General features: G+C 70.2%; 16 protein-coding genes and 1 tRNA gene. 8 read left to right on the top strand and 9 right to left on the bottom strand.

Annotated features, from left to right (window positions below):
* The first annotated feature begins 33 nt into the window (after positions 1–33).
* The 3 genes from ACODR5_RS02870 (at position 34) to pknB (ending at position 5,046) form a co-directional block, all read left to right on the top strand.
* Positions 34–1,491, top strand: coding sequence for a peptidoglycan D,D-transpeptidase FtsI family protein (locus tag ACODR5_RS02870; protein ID WP_449852985.1), 1,458 nt, complete (start codon positions 34–36; stop codon positions 1,489–1,491).
* Positions 1,491–3,263 (top strand): serine/threonine protein kinase, encoded by a 1,773-nt coding sequence (locus tag ACODR5_RS02865; protein ID WP_488982671.1) that lies wholly within the window; start codon positions 1,491–1,493, stop codon positions 3,261–3,263. Before ACODR5_RS02870 ends, ACODR5_RS02865 begins: the two co-directional genes overlap by 1 nt.
* Before the next feature lie 88 nt (positions 3,264–3,351).
* Positions 3,352–5,046, top strand: coding sequence for a Stk1 family PASTA domain-containing Ser/Thr kinase (gene pknB, locus ACODR5_RS02860; RefSeq protein ID WP_488982670.1), 1,695 nt, complete (start codon positions 3,352–3,354; stop codon positions 5,044–5,046).
* Between the two features lie 12 nt (positions 5,047–5,058).
* Here the strand turns inward: pknB and ACODR5_RS02855 are convergent, their stop codons facing one another.
* Positions 5,059–5,232: a hypothetical protein gene (locus tag ACODR5_RS02855; protein ID WP_449852982.1), complete on the bottom strand. Its 174-nt coding sequence runs from the start codon at positions 5,230–5,232 to the stop codon at positions 5,059–5,061.
* Positions 5,232–5,996 carry a class E sortase gene (locus tag ACODR5_RS02850; RefSeq protein ID WP_460816045.1) on the bottom strand — a complete coding sequence of 255 codons (765 nt, stop codon included), beginning with the start codon at positions 5,994–5,996 and terminating at the stop codon, positions 5,232–5,234. Before ACODR5_RS02850 ends, ACODR5_RS02855 begins: the two co-directional genes overlap by 1 nt.
* A 44-nt stretch (positions 5,997–6,040) precedes the next feature.
* On the opposite strand from ACODR5_RS02850, the gene ACODR5_RS02845 reads away from it, so the two are divergent.
* The gene (locus ACODR5_RS02845) at positions 6,041–6,274 is read left to right on the top strand and encodes a cell division protein CrgA (protein ID WP_449852980.1); all 234 of its coding nucleotides are present in this window, start codon (positions 6,041–6,043) and stop codon (positions 6,272–6,274) included.
* A gap of 269 nt (positions 6,275–6,543) precedes the next feature.
* On the opposite strand, the gene ACODR5_RS02840 is transcribed toward ACODR5_RS02845, so the two are convergent.
* Positions 6,544–7,440: a rhomboid family intramembrane serine protease gene (locus ACODR5_RS02840; protein WP_488982669.1), complete on the bottom strand. Its 897-nt coding sequence runs from the start codon at positions 7,438–7,440 to the stop codon at positions 6,544–6,546.
* A gap of 30 nt (positions 7,441–7,470) precedes the next feature.
* A complete protein-coding gene (locus ACODR5_RS02835) occupies positions 7,471–8,025 on the bottom strand; it encodes a peptidylprolyl isomerase (RefSeq protein ID WP_488982668.1) in 555 nt (184 codons plus the stop codon).
* A gap of 97 nt (positions 8,026–8,122) precedes the next feature.
* Here ACODR5_RS02835 and ACODR5_RS02830 point away from each other — a divergent pair, with 97 nt between their 5' ends.
* Together ACODR5_RS02830 and ACODR5_RS02825 are read left to right on the top strand one after the other, a co-directional pair.
* A complete protein-coding gene (locus ACODR5_RS02830; protein ID WP_460816052.1) occupies positions 8,123–8,638 on the top strand; it encodes a DNA helicase in 516 nt (171 codons plus the stop codon).
* Complete coding sequence (locus tag ACODR5_RS02825) at positions 8,635–9,126, top strand: aminoacyl-tRNA deacylase (RefSeq protein ID WP_488982667.1); 492 nt, start codon at positions 8,635–8,637, stop codon at positions 9,124–9,126. The genes ACODR5_RS02830 and ACODR5_RS02825 overlap by 4 nt, the downstream gene beginning before the upstream one ends.
* A 91-nt stretch (positions 9,127–9,217) precedes the next feature.
* Here ACODR5_RS02825 and aroQ read toward each other — a convergent pair whose 3' ends face one another.
* From aroQ to ACODR5_RS02800, 5 genes are all read right to left on the bottom strand, one after another.
* Positions 9,218–9,658, bottom strand: coding sequence for a type II 3-dehydroquinate dehydratase (gene aroQ, locus ACODR5_RS02820; protein WP_460816055.1), 441 nt, complete (start codon positions 9,656–9,658; stop codon positions 9,218–9,220).
* 32 nt (positions 9,659–9,690) lie between these two features.
* Positions 9,691–10,113 carry an NUDIX hydrolase gene (locus ACODR5_RS02815; protein ID WP_449852974.1) on the bottom strand — a complete coding sequence of 141 codons (423 nt, stop codon included), beginning with the start codon at positions 10,111–10,113 and terminating at the stop codon, positions 9,691–9,693.
* A gap of 23 nt (positions 10,114–10,136) precedes the next feature.
* Positions 10,137–11,198 carry an L-cysteine desulfhydrase Cds1 gene (cds1, locus tag ACODR5_RS02810; RefSeq protein ID WP_488982666.1) on the bottom strand — a complete coding sequence of 354 codons (1,062 nt, stop codon included), beginning with the start codon at positions 11,196–11,198 and terminating at the stop codon, positions 10,137–10,139.
* Between the two features lie 45 nt (positions 11,199–11,243).
* Positions 11,244–12,020: a TSUP family transporter gene (locus ACODR5_RS02805; protein ID WP_488982665.1), complete on the bottom strand. Its 777-nt coding sequence runs from the start codon at positions 12,018–12,020 to the stop codon at positions 11,244–11,246.
* Between the two features lie 418 nt (positions 12,021–12,438).
* A tRNA-Ala gene (locus tag ACODR5_RS02800) sits at positions 12,439–12,514 on the bottom strand.
* A gap of 352 nt (positions 12,515–12,866) precedes the next feature.
* On the opposite strand from ACODR5_RS02800, the gene ACODR5_RS02795 reads away from it, so the two are divergent.
* On the top strand, positions 12,867–13,778 hold the full coding sequence (locus ACODR5_RS02795) for a hypothetical protein (RefSeq protein WP_488982664.1): 912 nt from the start codon (positions 12,867–12,869) through the stop codon (positions 13,776–13,778).
* Positions 13,775–14,548, top strand: a complete 774-nt coding sequence (locus tag ACODR5_RS02790) for a hypothetical protein (protein ID WP_488982663.1) — start codon at positions 13,775–13,777, stop codon at positions 14,546–14,548. The genes ACODR5_RS02795 and ACODR5_RS02790 overlap by 4 nt, the downstream gene beginning before the upstream one ends.
* Positions 14,549–14,704 lie beyond the last annotated feature (156 nt).

The following is a 14,704-nucleotide window of genomic DNA, read 5'->3' as shown; positions in this document are numbered from 1 at the left end:
CTCGCTGCGCCCGCTCGACGAACGGAGGATCCGATGACCAAGGAGCTGCGCAGGCTCACCACCATCGTGATCCTCATGTTCATCGCGCTGTTCGCCTCGACGAGCGCGGTGCAGTTCGTGTACGTGGGCGCCCTCAACGACCACCCGAACAACCGCCGCACCCTGTACGACAGCTACGAGGTGCAGCGCGGGGCGATCGTGGCGGGCGGCCAGCGCATCGCCACCTCGGTGCCGAGCGGCGACCTGTACGCGTGGCAGCGCCAGTACGTCGACTCGCCCATGTGGGCGCCGGTCACGGGCTACATCAACCCGGTGCTCCAGTCCGCGCGAGGCATCGAGGAGGCGATGAGCCAGGAGCTGGCGGGCAACGCCGATTCGGCCTTCTTCTCGCGCCTCGAGCAGATCCTGTCGGGCCAGGACCCCCGCGGCTCGTCCGTGGAGCTGAGCCTCGACCCCGACGTGCAGCGCGCGGCGTACGAGGCGCTCGGCGACCTGCAGGGCGGCATCCTCGCGATCGAGCCCGCCACCGGGCGCGTGCTGGCCATGGTGAGCACCCCGAGCTACGACGCCAACCAGCTGGCGGGCCACGACTCGCAGGCCGTGAACGCCACCTTCCAGGCCCTCGTCGACGACCCGGGCGACCCGCTCCAGAACCGCGCCATCGGCGGCAACCTCAATCCCCCCGGCTCCACGTTCAAGCTCGTGGTCGCGGCGGCGGCGCTCGAGTCGGGCGAGTACACGGCCGACTCCACGTTCCCGAACCCCACCTCCTTCACGCTGCCCGGCACCTCCACGTCCATCCGCAACGCCGGCGGCGGGGCGTGCGGGCCCGGCGAGACGGTCACGCTCGCCGACGCGCTGCGGCTCAGCTGCAACATCCCGATGGCCGAGCTCGCGATCGAGCTCGGCGACGAGGCGATCCGCCAGCAGGCGGAGCGGTTCGGCTTCAACCACGAGTTCCTGCTGCCGCTGCCGGCGACGCCGTCGGTCTACCCGACGAGCGCGCTCAGCGACGACCAGACGGGGCTCACCGGCTTCGGCCAGGGTCCGCTCATCGCCACGCCGCTGCAGATGGCGCTCGTCTCGGCGGGCATCGCCAACGGGGGCGTCGTGATGAACCCCTGGATGGTCGATCAGGTGGTCGGCGACGACCTGTCGGTGCAGCAGAGCTGGGACCCGACGGTGTTCGGCGAGGCGATGGACCCGGAGATCGCGGATGCCCTGGTGGACATGATGGTCCGGAATGTCTCGGACGGGGCCGCGTCGAATGCAAGAATAGACGGCGTCGAGGTGGCCGGGAAGACGGGCACGGCCGAGAACGACGGGGACGATCCCTACTCCCTCTGGTTCACCGGATTCGCGCCGGCGGACGATCCGCAGGTCGCGGTCGCCGTCGTCGTGGAGGCCGGCGGTGGCCAGGGTCAGTCGGGCATGGGTAACACGATCGCGGCACCCATCGCGAAGAAGGTCATGGAGGCGGTGCTGGACTGATGAGGCCAACGCAGGGAGTGACGTTCGGCGGACGCTACGAGCTCAGCTCGCGGATCGCGATCGGCGGCATGGGCGAGGTCTGGGAGGCCACGGATCACGTCATCGGACGGACCGTCGCCATCAAGATCCTCAAGGACGAGTACATGGGCGACCCCGGCTTCCTCGAGCGCTTCCGCGCCGAGGCCCGCCACGCGGCGCTCGTGAACCACGAGGGCATCGCGAGCGTCTTCGACTACGGCGAGGAGGCCGGATCGGCGTTCCTCGTCATGGAGCTCGTGCCGGGCGAGGCGCTCTCGACCATCCTCGAGCGCGAGACGTCGCTGCCGCCCGAGCGCACGCTCGACATCGTCGGCCAGACCGCCGCCGCGCTGCAGGCCGCGCACGCCGCGGGCCTCGTGCACCGCGACATCAAACCGGGCAACCTGCTCATCACCCCCGACGGGCGCGTGAAGATCACCGACTTCGGCATCGCCCGCATCGCCGACCAGGTGCCGCTGACGGCGACCGGCCAGGTGATGGGCACCGTGCAGTACCTCTCGCCCGAGCAGGCCTCGGGCCACCAGGCGAGCCCCGCCACCGACATCTACTCGCTCGGCATCGTGGCGTACGAGTCGCTGGCCGGGAAGCGCCCCTTCACGGGCGAGTCGCAGGTGGCCATCGCGATGGCGCAGATCAACGACGCGCCGCCGCCGCTGCCCGCCGACATCCCGCAGCCGGTGCAGAACCTCGTGATGACGATGATCGCGAAGAAGCCGGAGGACCGTCCGGCCTCGGCCGCCGCCGTCTCGCGCGCCTGCACCGCCCTGCGCCGCGGCGACGTGGCGGCCGCCGCGGCCGCCGTGCCGGCCATCGCGACCGCCGGCGCCCTGGCCGACGAGGGCTTCACGCAGCTGCTGGGCACCGCCGGCGACGGCACCACGCAGCTGATCCCCGCGACCTCGCCGCTGCCCGTCGCCACCGACGAGGAGGTCGTCGAGGAGACGCCGCAGAAGAAGAAGCGCAGCCCCTGGACGTGGCCGCTCGTCGCGCTCATCGCGCTGCTGCTGATCGCGGTGGTCGGAACGCTCATCGCGCTGTTCGCCAACCAGGACGACGAGCCCTCGGCCGATCCGTCGACCCCCAGCAGCAGCGCCCCGCGCCCCACCCCCACACGCACCACCTCGACCCCGACTCCCACGGGGGTCGACATCGACGCGCTGCAGCTGAACGGCCGCACGTGCGACGAGGCGACCTCGCTGCTGGGCGCCGAGGGCGACTTCCAGGTGAACTGCCCCACGGGCAACGCCGCGGCCACCCAGGACGAGGTCGGCCGCATCTACAGCGTCGACCCGCGCGGCGTCGTGCCGGAGGGCAGCACCATCACGCTCACCGTCTACGGCGACATGGTCGCGATCCCGGCGCCGGGCAGCGGTCCCCGCTTCCCGGAGACCGTCACCACGGGCACTCAGAGCACCGTGTACTGGGACTACTACCAGTGCCCGAGCGGCGCCGGGTCGCTCACGGGCTACGCCGTGACGCTGCACCAGGGCGCCACGTTCGTCGACGACGGGTCGACGTCGCGCATGTTCGGCGCCGACGTGACGCAGGCGCAGATCAACGTGACGGGCCCCGCCGCGTCGTCGGTCTCGGCGAGCTACACGGCCCTCTGCGGCGACCGCGAGTCGGCCGCGTCGCCGTCGGGAAGCCAGGTGGTCAGCGGCGCCGAGCAGCCCGAGCCCGCGCCGACCCCGACCACGAGCCCCGAGGCGGGAGGCGAGCAGGGTCAGGGCTGATCGCCCCCGCGCCTCTCCCACGGGCCTCTCGGCTCGGCGGGAGGGGCCTCGGATATTCTGAACTGATCACCGACCCCGGGAGTCATCTGTGCCGTCTGAGACCCGCGTCCTCGCCGGGCGCTATCGCGTCGAGGAGCTGATCGGCGAGGGCGGGATGGCCCGGGTGCACCGCGGGTACGACGAGACGCTCGACAGGGCGGTCGCCATCAAGATCCTGAAGCGGGATCTCGCCTCCGACAGCACCTTCCGCACGCGGTTCCGGCTCGAGGCGCAGGCCGCGTCGCGCATGGCGCACCCCTCGATCGTGCGCGTGTTCGACGCGGGCGAGGAGGTCGAGACCGAGGGCTCGCGCACCTTCCACACGCCGTACATCGTCATGGAGCTGGTGCAGGGCACGCTGCTGCGCGACATCATCGCCCGCGGCCCCGTGCCGCCCGCCGACGCGGCCCGCTACGTCGACGGCATCCTCGAGGCGCTCGAGTACTCGCATCGGGCCGGCGTGATCCACCGCGACATCAAGCCCGCGAACGTCATGGTGACGCCGGCCGGTCAGGTCAAGGTGATGGACTTCGGCATCGCCAGGGCCGTCTCCGACAGCTCCTCGACGGTCGCCGAGACCACGCAGATCCTGGGCACGGCCGCCTACTTCTCGCCCGAGCAGGCCAAGGGCGAGCCCGTCGACGCGCGCGCCGACCTCTACTCCGCCGGCGTGGTGCTCTACGAGCTCGTCGCCGGGAGGCCGCCGTTCCGGGGGGAGTCCCCCGTCGCCGTCGCGTATCAGCACGTCAGCGAGACGCCGGTCAAGCCGTCGGAGCACAATCCCGACGCCCCGCGCGCGCTCGATGCCATCGTGCTGCGCGCCCTCGCGAAGGATCCGTATCAGCGCTACCCCGACGCCGCCTCCTTCCGCGCCGCGCTCGCGGAGGCATCCAGCGGCCGCGAGCCGTCCAAGCGCGCCATCACGTCGCTCACGAACACGCTGTACGGCCCCAACCCCCGCCAGGCGCAGGAGACGGCCCGCTCGCTGCGCCAGCTCAGCACCGACACCACGATGACGCGCACGCAGTCCGGGCCGCCGGTGGCGTGGATCTGGGCCGGCGTCGCGCTCCTGGCCGTGCTGCTGATCTCCGTGCTCATCTGGGTGCTCGCCATCCGGCCCATCCCGGCGGTGCCGGCGGGCGCGCGGGTCGTGCCCGAGGTCGCGGGCCTCGCCGCCGATCGGGCGATCGAGGATCTCGAGGCGCTCGATCTCGAGCCCATCCGCACCGAGGAGCCGAGCGAGACCGTCCCGGAGGGCGTGGTCATCCGCACCGATCCCGAAGCGGGCGAGTCTGTGGCGCCCGGGCAGCGGATCGACGTGGTCGTGTCGGACGGCCAGGAGCTCGCCGCCGTGCCCGCGCTGGTCGGCACGAGCGAAGCGGAGGCGCGCGCCGCGCTGGAGGAGGCCGGACTGTCGGTCGGCACGATCACGCCGCGCAACGACCCGCAGGCCGCCGCCGGCACCGTGCTCGAGGCGGATGCGGACGAGGGCGACGAGCTCGCCGTCGGCACGCGCGTCTCGCTCGTGGTGGCGACCGGTCGCGTGGCGATCGTGGACTACAGCGGGTTCACCCTCGATGCGGCCAGCCGCGATCTCGAGCAGCTGGGGCTGTCGCCGGAGCCGGTGGGGGATCCGGGATGCCCGGGATCGGCGGACGATCCGCAGGTCAGCCGCCAGCAGCCGGCCCCCGGCGAGGTCGACATCCACTCGGCCGTGCAGCTGTTCTACTGCACGGGCGAGTGAGCCGGCCTCGGATCACGTCGCGAACGAGAGGGCGTCGATGACGCCGTCGTCCGGCACGAACGTCGCGGCGACCCACGGGAAGATGTGGAAGAACAGCCCGTACAGCGCGAGCGCCGCGAGCACGAGCAGGATGAGCACCCGCACCCACCACGGCCCGGGCAGCACGCGCCACAGTGCGCCGTACATCAGGCGACCGCCTCGGTGAGCGAGGCCGGCTCGCCCTCGGCGCGCGGCTGGAACGACTCGAACACCCCGTAGGCGATGATCCGCTCCGCGAGCGAGTACCGCGGCGAGCACGCCGTCAGCGTGATGTACGCCTCGTCCGCCGGTGCCTCCGGGGCCTGCGGCACGTCCAGCAGCACGTCCACCTCGTCGGGGCGCACGTACTCGAGCGTGCGGAACCGGTAGGTGAACCACCCCTCCTCCGTCTCCACGACGATCGCATCGCCCACACGCAGCGATGCGATGTCGGCGAAGGGCTTGCCGAACGTGGTGCGGTGGCCCGCCAGCGCGAAGTTGCCGATCTGCCCCGGCATCTCCGTTCCCGGGTAGTGCCCGATGCCGATCGGGTCGAGCGTGACGGGCCGCGTCACGCCGCCCGCCATCGGCATGAGGTAGTCGTCCCCCCAGCGCGGCACGTGCATCACTCCGAACCGCTCGCCATCGGCCGGCTCGGGCAGCGCCGGGGGCGCGAACACCGGCGCGCCCGTGTCGGGATCGGCGACGACCGGCGGCGGCGCCGGCGGGTCGCCCGCCTCCCATTCCTGCGCGAGCTCGGCGCCCTGCGCGTTGCGCTCGGCGCCGTAGATGACATCGCCGATCCACAGCTGCCACACCACGTACAGCAGCAGCACGACGCCGGCCGTCAGCAGGAGCTCGCCGAGCACGCCCGTCACCGAGACGCGGCGCGGAGGGCGCGGCGCGCGGAGTGGCTCTGCCACGGTGCTCACGTGCCCAGTCTAGGGATGGCGCCCCGGCCCAGTAGACTTTCCGCATGGCACGCAAGAGCGACGACGAGACCCCCGAGCGCCCCGTCGGCGAGCCCGGCCCGAATCCGGTCTGGTTCAAGCCGGTGATGATCGGGTTCATGCTGCTCGGGCTGGTGTGGATCCTCGTGTTCTACCTCTCGAGCCAGGCCTACCCGATCCCCGACATCGGCGCCCTGAACCTGCTCATCGGCTTCGGGATCGCCTTCATCGGCTTCCTCATGACCACACGCTGGCGCTGACGCCGGCCGACAGAACCCCGCCCCCGAGGCGGGGTTCTCTCGTTCCTCGGCAGACGACCGGCGAATCACACCGTTGTGATTCTTCCCACAGCTGTGGGAAGACCTGTGGAGAGCGCGCGCCGCGGCAACCGCCCGCCAGGACGAATGACACGGGTGTAGTTCTCCCCAGTGTGGAGGAATCTGTGGATAACTCCGGGGAGAACTCCGCCGATCCGTGGACAGCCCGTGGAGGAGCCGGTGGACAACGGGTCGATCGGCTCCGAGCGGCGTCAGGTGAGGACGGGGAATCCGAGCAGCGGGGGCACGAAGAAGACCGCGACGATGCCCGCCGCGATGACGCCGAGCAGCACGCGCTGGCGCACCTGCTGGTCGGCCCGCCGCGTGCGGGTGAAGACGAGCCCGATGAGCGCGCCGACGAGCAGGCCGCCCACGTGCGACTGCCACGAGATGCCCGCCCCCGGGATGAAGCCGAGCACGAGGTTGATGCCCAGCACGATGAGCATGCCCGTCATGTTCGCGCCGATGTGGCGGGCGATCACGATGAGCGCGCCGAACAGGCCGAACACCGCGCCGGACGCCCCGACCACGGGCGTGTCGAACGACAGCAGCGCCACCGCCGCCGAGCCGCCCGCGGCGCACAGCACGTACGTCGTCACGAAGCGCGCCGTCCCGAGCATCGGCTCGAGCACCCGCCCGATCATCCACAGCGACAGCATGTTGAGGAAGACGTGCATGAAGCTCGCGTGCGTGAGCGCGACGGTCACGACGCGCCACGGCTGGAAGTAGCCGGACTGCGGGTACACCAACGGCGCCGCGAAGTCGAGCCATTGGCTCAGCGCGAACCCCACCGTGCGCCCCGCCCAGTCGACGAGGAACGCGACGGCGGTGAGGATGAAGATCCACATCATGCCGCGGGTGTCGCCGCCGGTCGACGCCGCGACCGCCGAGCCGCCGCGGCCCCAGCGGCGGCGGGCGCGCTTCTGCGCGGGCGTGTGGGCTCGGCGCTGCTCGGCGAGGCACACGGGGCAGATGACGCCGACGGCGGCGGGCGTCTGGCACTCACCGCAGATGGTGCGCGCGCACCGCTGGCACAGCACGAAGCTCTGCCTGGCCGGGTGCCGGTAGCAGAAGTTGTCGCGGTTGCGCGCGAAGTCCGGCGTCGTCATCCGAGGGTCCTCACGCCCGCCGCTGCCCGGTCAGACCGCGGCGATGTCGATCGACGAGATGACGACGTCCGAGGTCGGGCGGTCATGCGCGCCGGTCGGCACGGCGGCGATCGCGTCGACGACCCGCTTGGAGTCCTCGTCGGCGACGGCGCCGAAGATCGTGTGCTTGCCGGTCAGCCACGGCGTCGGGTCGGTCGTGATGAAGAACTGCGAGCCGTTCGTGCCCGACAGCTTGCCGAACGCGTTCGGGCGCTTGCCCGCGTTCGCCATCGCGAGCAGGTAGGGCTCGGTGAAGGCCAGCTCCGGGTGGATCTCGTCGTCGAACGCGTAGCCGGGGCCGCCTGAGCCCAGCCCGAGCGGGTCGCCGCCCTGGATCATGAAGCCGGGGATGATGCGGTGGAAGATGACGTCCTTGTACAGCGGGCCCTCGCCCTTGGCGCCCGTGCGCGGATCGGTCCACTCACCGGATCCGTCGGACAGGCCGATGAAGTTCTGGACCGTCTTGGGCGCGTGATCGCCGAAGAGGTTGACGACGATGTCGCCGTGGTTGGTGTGGATGGTCGCGACGGCGGTGTGCTGGGGCATGATGCCATTCTCTCAGAGTTCCGTGAAGCCTCTGCCGACGCGGCGCCCGCATGGCAAGATGAGGGAAACCAGACCGCCACGCAGATGGAGGGCGACCGTGAGCATCAGCCCCAGCAGGAAGCAGAAGAAGGAGCTTCGCAGGCTCCAGAAGACGGCAGCGGAGCTGTGGGAGGACCAGCAGGTGCTGGCGCAGCGGGCCGCGCACGTCGCGCGCGAAGCGGGGCGCCAGGCCAGCGTGTTCGGCCGCCAGAAGGTCGTGCCCGCCGCGCAGGCGAAGTACCACGAGGTCGTCGACCCGTACGTCCAGAAGGCCCGCCCGTATGTCGAGCAGGGCATGACCACGACCAAGCGCGTGGTGGACTCGAAGGTCGTGCCGGTCGTCGGCTCCGTCGTGGGCAAGGCGATGGGCGCCTGGGACGCGGCGAACGAGACGCGCCTCAAGCTGACCGGCAAGCCCGTGGTCGTGCCGAAGAAGAAGAGCGCGGGCCCGGTCATCGCGCTCGTGCTCGGCGCCGCCGCCGCGATCGGCATCCTCGTCGCCGCCTGGCAGACCCTGCGCGCCGACGACGAGCTCTGGGTCGCCGACGACCCGCTGTCCGCGCCCGACGCGTGACCCACGACGATCCGACGGCGCGCGTGCGCGCCGCGGCGGCCGAGCGCGGGCTCGAGATCGAGGTGGTCGAGAGCCCGCGCGCCGCATCGCTCGAGGAGGCGGCCGCGCTGCGCGGCATCACCCCCGGCGACATCGTCAAGACCCTCGTCGTCAAGGGCAAGGGCGACGAGTACTACTTCGCGCTCGTGCCCGGCGATCGCGCGATCTCCTGGCCCAAGCTGCGGGCCCTCATCGGGGTGAACCGGTTGCGCCTGCCCGAGGCGGACCTCGCACTGCGGGCCACGGGGTACGAGCGCGGCACGATCGTCCCGCTCGGCTCGACGACCGCCTGGCCCGTCTACGCCGACGAGCGGATGCGCGGCAAGCGCGTGTCGATGGGCGCCGGCGCCCACGGCTGGACCATGTACGTCGACGCCGACGCCCTGCTCGATGCCTACGGCGCAACGGTCGCCGACATCACCGACCCGATCGACGAGCTCCGCGCCTGACCTCGCCGTCCCTCAGCGAGACAGCATCCGCGCGCCGAGACCGCGTGCAGACGCCACTGTCTCGGCGCACAGTTGCTGTCTCGCGCGTGGATCAGGCGGTGACGACCGCGGCCAGGCGGCGCACCGCGAACTCGTAGCCCTGGATGCCGGCGCCCACGATCACGCACGAGGCCACGTCCGACAGGTAGGAGTGGTGGCGGAACGGCTCGCGCGCGTGCACGTTCGACAGGTGCACCTCGGCGAACGGCAGCGCCACCCCCGTGAGGGCGTCGCGCAGCGCGACGGACGTGTGGGTGAAGGCCCCGGGGTTGATGACGATCGCGTCGCAGTCGGCGCGCGCGGCGTGGATCGCGTCGATCAGCACGCCCTCGTGGTTGCTCTGCACGGCGCGCACCTCGAACCCCAGCTCGCCGGCCGTGCGCGTCGTCAGCGCCACGACGTCGTCGAGCGTCGCGGTGCCGTAGACCTCCGGCTCGCGCGTGCCGAGCAGGTTGAGGCTGGGGCCGTTGACGAGGAGCAGGCGGCTGTTCATCGCTTCAGCGTATCGGCTGGCCGGCGGGGCCCTCAGTGCCCGAGCCCGGCTACGCGCAGGCCGTACCCGACGAGCGAGGTCCGCTCCAGCCCGCGCACCGCGTCGAGGGGGAACCACTCGGCCATGTCGGTGGACCCGTCGATCTCGTGGGCGAGATGGCCGCCCACGATGCGGGCGCGGTACACGATCCGCAGCGCCTGCAGCGGCGCGTCGCCGTGGATCCGCCGCCGCGCGGGGATCACGTGCGAATCGACCCCCAGCAGGTTGCCGACCTCGACCTCGTAGCCCGTCTCCTCGCGGACCTCGCGTCGCACGGTCTCCTCGGGGTGCTCGCCGGGCTCCATGCCGCCGCCCGGCATCGTCCAGGCAGGCTTGGATCCGTCGATCCATCGGGAGAGCAGCACGCGGCCGGCGTCATCGGTGACGACGGCGTAGGCGGCGACACGCAGGTCCATCCGCCCACATTACCGATCCGGCGTCAGGACCAGTCGCCCGTCTCGAGGAAGCGGTCCATCCGGGCCCGGTGCGGGGCGAGGTCGAAGCCCTGCGCCGCGACCCAGTCGTCGTCGTAGTACGTGTGGGCGTAGCGGTCACCGGCGTCGCAGATGAGCGTGACGACGCTGCCGCGCTCCCCCGCGCGGCGCATGCGGGCGATGAGCTCGAACGCGCCCCACAGGTTGGTGCCGGTCGATCCGCCCGCCCACCGCCGCGTGCGCTCGCGGAGCAGGCGGATCGCGGCGAGCGAGGCCGCGTCGGGCACCCGGATCATCTCGTCGATCACGCTGGGGACGAACGAGGGCTCCACGCGCGGCCGCCCGATCCCCTCGATGCGGCTCGGCAGGCCCGTGGCGTGGTCGCTCGCCCCGGTCTGCCATCCGCCGTAGAACGCGGAGTTCTCGGGGTCGACGACGGCGACCCTCGTCGGGTGGCGGCGGTAGCGCACGTAGCGCCCGAAGGTCGCGCTCGTCCCGCCCGTGCCGGCGCCCACGACGATCCACGTCGGCACCGGGTAGCGCTCGGCCGAGAGCTGCTGGAAGACGCTCTCGGCGATGTTGTTGTTGCCGCGCCAGTCGGTGGCCCGCTCGGCGTAGGTGAACTGGTCGAGGTAGTGCCCGCCGCACTCGGCCGCGAGGCGCTCGGCCTCGGTGTACATCGCGCTCGGCACGTCGACGAAGTGGCAGCGGCCGCCGTAGTGCTCGATCAGCTCGATCTTCTCGGGGCTCGTCGTGCGCGGCATCACGGCGACGAACTCCAGACCGAGCATGCGGGCGAAGTACGCCTCCGACACCGCCGTCGATCCGCTCGACGCCTCGACGAGCGTGGTGCGCGGGCCGATCCGCCCGTTGACGAGGCCGTACAGGATGAGCGAGCGCGCCAGGCGGTGCTTGAGCGAGCCGGTGGGGTGGACCGATTCGTCCTTCAGGTAGAGGTCGATGCCCCACTCGGCCGGCAGCGGGAACACGTGCAGGTGCGTGTCGGCGCTGCGGTTCGCGTCGGCCTCGAGCAGCCGGATCGCCTCGTCCACCCATGCGTCGCGCATGCGTCCGATCCTCTCATCCCTGGGTGCCGGGGCGTCCCGGCCGGATCAGGCGCCGGAGATCAGGTCCCACGACAGCTTCACGATGAGCGCCCCGACGACGACGATGAAGACCACACGCACGAAGCGCGACCCCTTCGACATGGCCATGCGCGCGCCGAGGTAGCCGCCCGCGAGGTTCGCGGCGCCCACCGCGAGCCCCAGCGGCCAGAGCACGTGACCGGCGGGGATGAAGAACACGAGCGCGCCCAGGTTGGTGCAGAAGTTGGCGATCTTGCCGAGCGCCGAGGCCGGCATGAAGGCGTAGCCGAGCACGCTCACGAGCAGAATGACGAAGAACGATCCCGTGCCCGGCCCGAGGGCGCCGTCGTAGAGCCCGATCCCGAGGCCGATCGCCATGGCCGCGACGATGTGGCGCCACCCGTGCCAGCGCTGCACGGTGTGCACGCCCATCTTGGGCTTCAGGACGGTGAACGCGCCCACGCCGATGAGCACGACGAGGATGATCGGCGTGAAGGCGTCGTCCGGGATGAAGGTGGCCAGCATCGCGCCGAGGATCGCGCCCGCCAGCGCCGTGATCGCGAGCGGCGCGGCCGTTCGCGGATCCGGCTTGAGGCGACGCGCGTACGTGACCGCCGCCACCGACGTGCCCATGATGCTCGCGACCTTGTTCGTCGCCAGCGCCTGCAGCGGCGAGATGCCCGGCACGAGCAGGAGCGCGGGCAGCTGGATGAGGCCACCGCCCCCGACGACGGCGTCCACCCAGCCGGCGGCGAACCCGGCGAGGATCAGCAGGATCAGCGTCAGCAGATCCAGATCGGGCACCAGACGATCCTACGTCCGCGCCGCACCCCCGCCGCACGGGTCGGCTGCCGCCCGCGATCGTCGTCCGGGTGAACCCGGGTTCGAGATACTGGGTCCATGCCCCGAGTCGCCACCGCCGCCCCTCCCCGCATCGGCGCCAGACCGTCGAATGCCGGCGCTGCGTCGGCGGGAGCCGAGCGATGACCGAGTCCGCAGGCGCCAAGGTCCGCCCGTCTGCTCGCGATCCGCGCTCGCATCCTGGACATCCTGGTGGACCGGGGGTTCATGAGCGCAGAACTCGCGGAGCAGGGGAAGGCCATGCCGCTGGGAAGGCTTCACATGCTGGACCCCGAGCTGGCGGAGGCCGAGCGCAACGGCAAGTGAACCGGCCCGATATGCAGCAGAGCACCGCCCCTTCGGGACGGCGCTCTGCTGGTTGTGGAGCCTAGGAGATTCGAACTCCTGACATCCTGCTTGCAAAGCAGATGATTATGCTCATTTTGCCAAGTACTTCCGCGGATCTTGAAACACCAGGGCGCACCCAGGGCGCACGATACGCGTAACACGCGTTCTCGGATAAGTCGAAGTCACGTCTACGAGCCGCGCAAGCAGGAACTCATGACACATTCCGACCTGACCAACCCCCTAGGCCGAGCGTTCAATCGAGCACGTCGGGACTCCCCATAGAGTCTAAGCGTGCAGCACGCTACGCCCCTCCAGCCCGGGACCCACGGACGCCTGTCAGTGAATCCGACGAGCGAAGCACTCGCATCGCGAGGCAGCTTCGTAGCTTACGCCCGCGTGCGTCCACTCGATGGTGGAGACGTTCAGATGGTCCGCCGGTTCGGGTCATCTGAGGACGAAGCCATGAGCGCACTGCGAGATGCCATCGTCGAACGCGTCGGCACGGTTACAGAACCGGTAACACCTCTCGGTGAGCCGGTGACGATGCAAGCCTCAGAGGCTGATCGTCTCATCATCAGCGCCCGTGAAGGCATGCGCAGGTTCGCCGCTCAGGTCTACTCGTCACACCGGTTCGTCGCTCCCGGCTCCGACGCGGCGGGCGACGCCGAGCGCTCAGGAAGTGACATCGTCCCGGTCAGCATTGTGGACGGCTTCGTGGCGGCTATCGTGGACCACCTCCAGGCGTGGGTGGACAAGACCGGTGGTCACGACGGTGACCCCCAGCTCTGGCTGAGTCTGTATAGCGATTACACGCTGTTTCGTCCCATCCTGGAGTCCCTCGCTGCTGCCATCTGGATACTCGGCCCGGACGACAGCCGTGAACGCATCAAGAACGCCACGAAGCTCCTTGCGACGGAGCACGAGCAGGCGAATCGGTACATTCAGCGCATCAACCGCGTCGGCCATCCTGACCCCTTCGCCGAGCAGGTGAACTCGGGGCTCGACCGCATCATCGGCGAGGTTTGCGAGCGCATGGGCTTCAACCCTGCGCAAATCAGGAGAGCGGTGGACCCCTCATCCCTCCCGGACAAGGCAAGCCGCTTCGTTCCAGGCGCGGGGAGCAAGTTTTACAGACTATGGGCACTGTGCTCGGCTCATGCTCACGCACAACTCTTTACGGTGATGCGCGCTGGAGCGCGCACCTCAGGCACTGGGCCGTACGGCGGTTGGACCTACGTAGAGGCGGACTCGGAATCGTTCGCCGAGCTGGTTCGGTTCACTGGCTACACGCTCAGCGTGCTCGCCAAGCTTCTCAACCGGCGCGGCCACATGCTCAACTCGGAAACGGGGCCCCGCCCCGGCGCAGACTCATGAGCGGTCGTCGTGCGAAGAAGGTGCGGTCGGCCGAACGCGCGCGGCCGACCTATTTGAAGAACGCGGAGACGGTTCGACGGACAGCGGAAGCCGTGCTGTCAGTCGATCTCAGTAGCTTCCGGCTAGGAAATCGCGTGCCGCAGGTTGTCGTCGGCCTCTGCCGCGCCGCGTTCGCTCAAAGCCGGACCGTGGCTGTGTTAACCGCAAACGGCATGTCTGCCTCCGCAGCACCGAACCGTCGCCTCTTCTTGGAGGCGGCATTGCGCCTGCACTGGTTGCGCGACCTGTCATGCGATGATCGACGCCGGGCAGTGGACACCATGCTCGCGAAAGACCGCAAAGACACCAACCGCACGCTCGCCTATCTTGCGAAGGTAGGCCAGCAGGCCGAGTTCGACCCCACCGAGATGAATGAGTTCATCCTCGATCCTGCCGAGACAGGCGCGATCCAAGAGCAAGCGCGGAAGCTCGACGCGGCAGTGAAGTCCACGGATGTGGAGGCATGGTCCATCTACGCGATGTGGCGTGAGGAGACCAAGCACGCCCATCCTTCGGCGACGCTCGCAGGAGCGTATGCGCCGACGTTCGATGACGCACACCTCAGTTCTGGTGAGCCGGACCCGACGGACCTCAATCTTGAAGCGCATTCGCTCGTCCAGCAGCTCATCGTCACGACGACCGAATCCCTACTTGACGATGAGCAAGTTCCGCATGAGGTAGCTGGCCGCATCACGGCTGCCTACCTCGCATCCTCACCGTTGCAAGTCTGACCAGATGTCGCCGAATAGCGCTAGTTGCGTCGGCAACTCCTCCCCCGCTGACGAAGCCCGGCGCTTGACCCCTGATCTTGGACACGCTGATTCCAGCACGATGCTGGGGTAGCGAGAATCCAAGGGATGGCTAGGAAGAACTACACGGACGAGTTC

The organism is Microbacterium sp. FG3 (assembly GCF_057809335.1).
Note: the sequence above shows the minus strand (reverse complement) of the source record. Positions and strands in the feature narration are given on the sequence as shown.

Bases quoted from the DNA above. Each gene is read 5' to 3' on its own strand.
- ACODR5_RS02870 (WP_449852985.1), top strand. From the start codon at position 34: ATGACCAAGGAGCTGCGCAGGCTCACCACCATCGTGATCCTCATGTTC.
- ACODR5_RS02865 (WP_488982671.1), top strand. From the start codon at position 1,491: ATGAGGCCAACGCAGGGAGTGACGTTCGGCGGACGCTACGAGCTCAGC.
- ACODR5_RS02855 (WP_449852982.1), bottom strand. From the start codon at position 5,232: ATGTACGGCGCACTGTGGCGCGTGCTGCCCGGGCCGTGGTGGGTGCGG.
- ACODR5_RS02845 (WP_449852980.1), top strand. From the start codon at position 6,041: ATGGCACGCAAGAGCGACGACGAGACCCCCGAGCGCCCCGTCGGCGAG.
- ACODR5_RS02840 (WP_488982669.1), bottom strand. From the start codon at position 7,440: ATGACGACGCCGGACTTCGCGCGCAACCGCGACAACTTCTGCTACCGG.
- ACODR5_RS02835 (WP_488982668.1), bottom strand. From the start codon at position 8,025: ATGCCCCAGCACACCGCCGTCGCGACCATCCACACCAACCACGGCGAC.
- aroQ (WP_460816055.1), bottom strand. From the start codon at position 9,658: ATGAACAGCCGCCTGCTCCTCGTCAACGGCCCCAGCCTCAACCTGCTC.
- ACODR5_RS02815 (WP_449852974.1), bottom strand. From the start codon at position 10,113: ATGGACCTGCGTGTCGCCGCCTACGCCGTCGTCACCGATGACGCCGGC.
- cds1 (WP_488982666.1), bottom strand. From the start codon at position 11,198: ATGCGCGACGCATGGGTGGACGAGGCGATCCGGCTGCTCGAGGCCGAC.
- ACODR5_RS02795 (WP_488982664.1), top strand. From the start codon at position 12,867: ATGAGCGCACTGCGAGATGCCATCGTCGAACGCGTCGGCACGGTTACA.
- ACODR5_RS02790 (WP_488982663.1), top strand. From the start codon at position 13,775: ATGAGCGGTCGTCGTGCGAAGAAGGTGCGGTCGGCCGAACGCGCGCGG.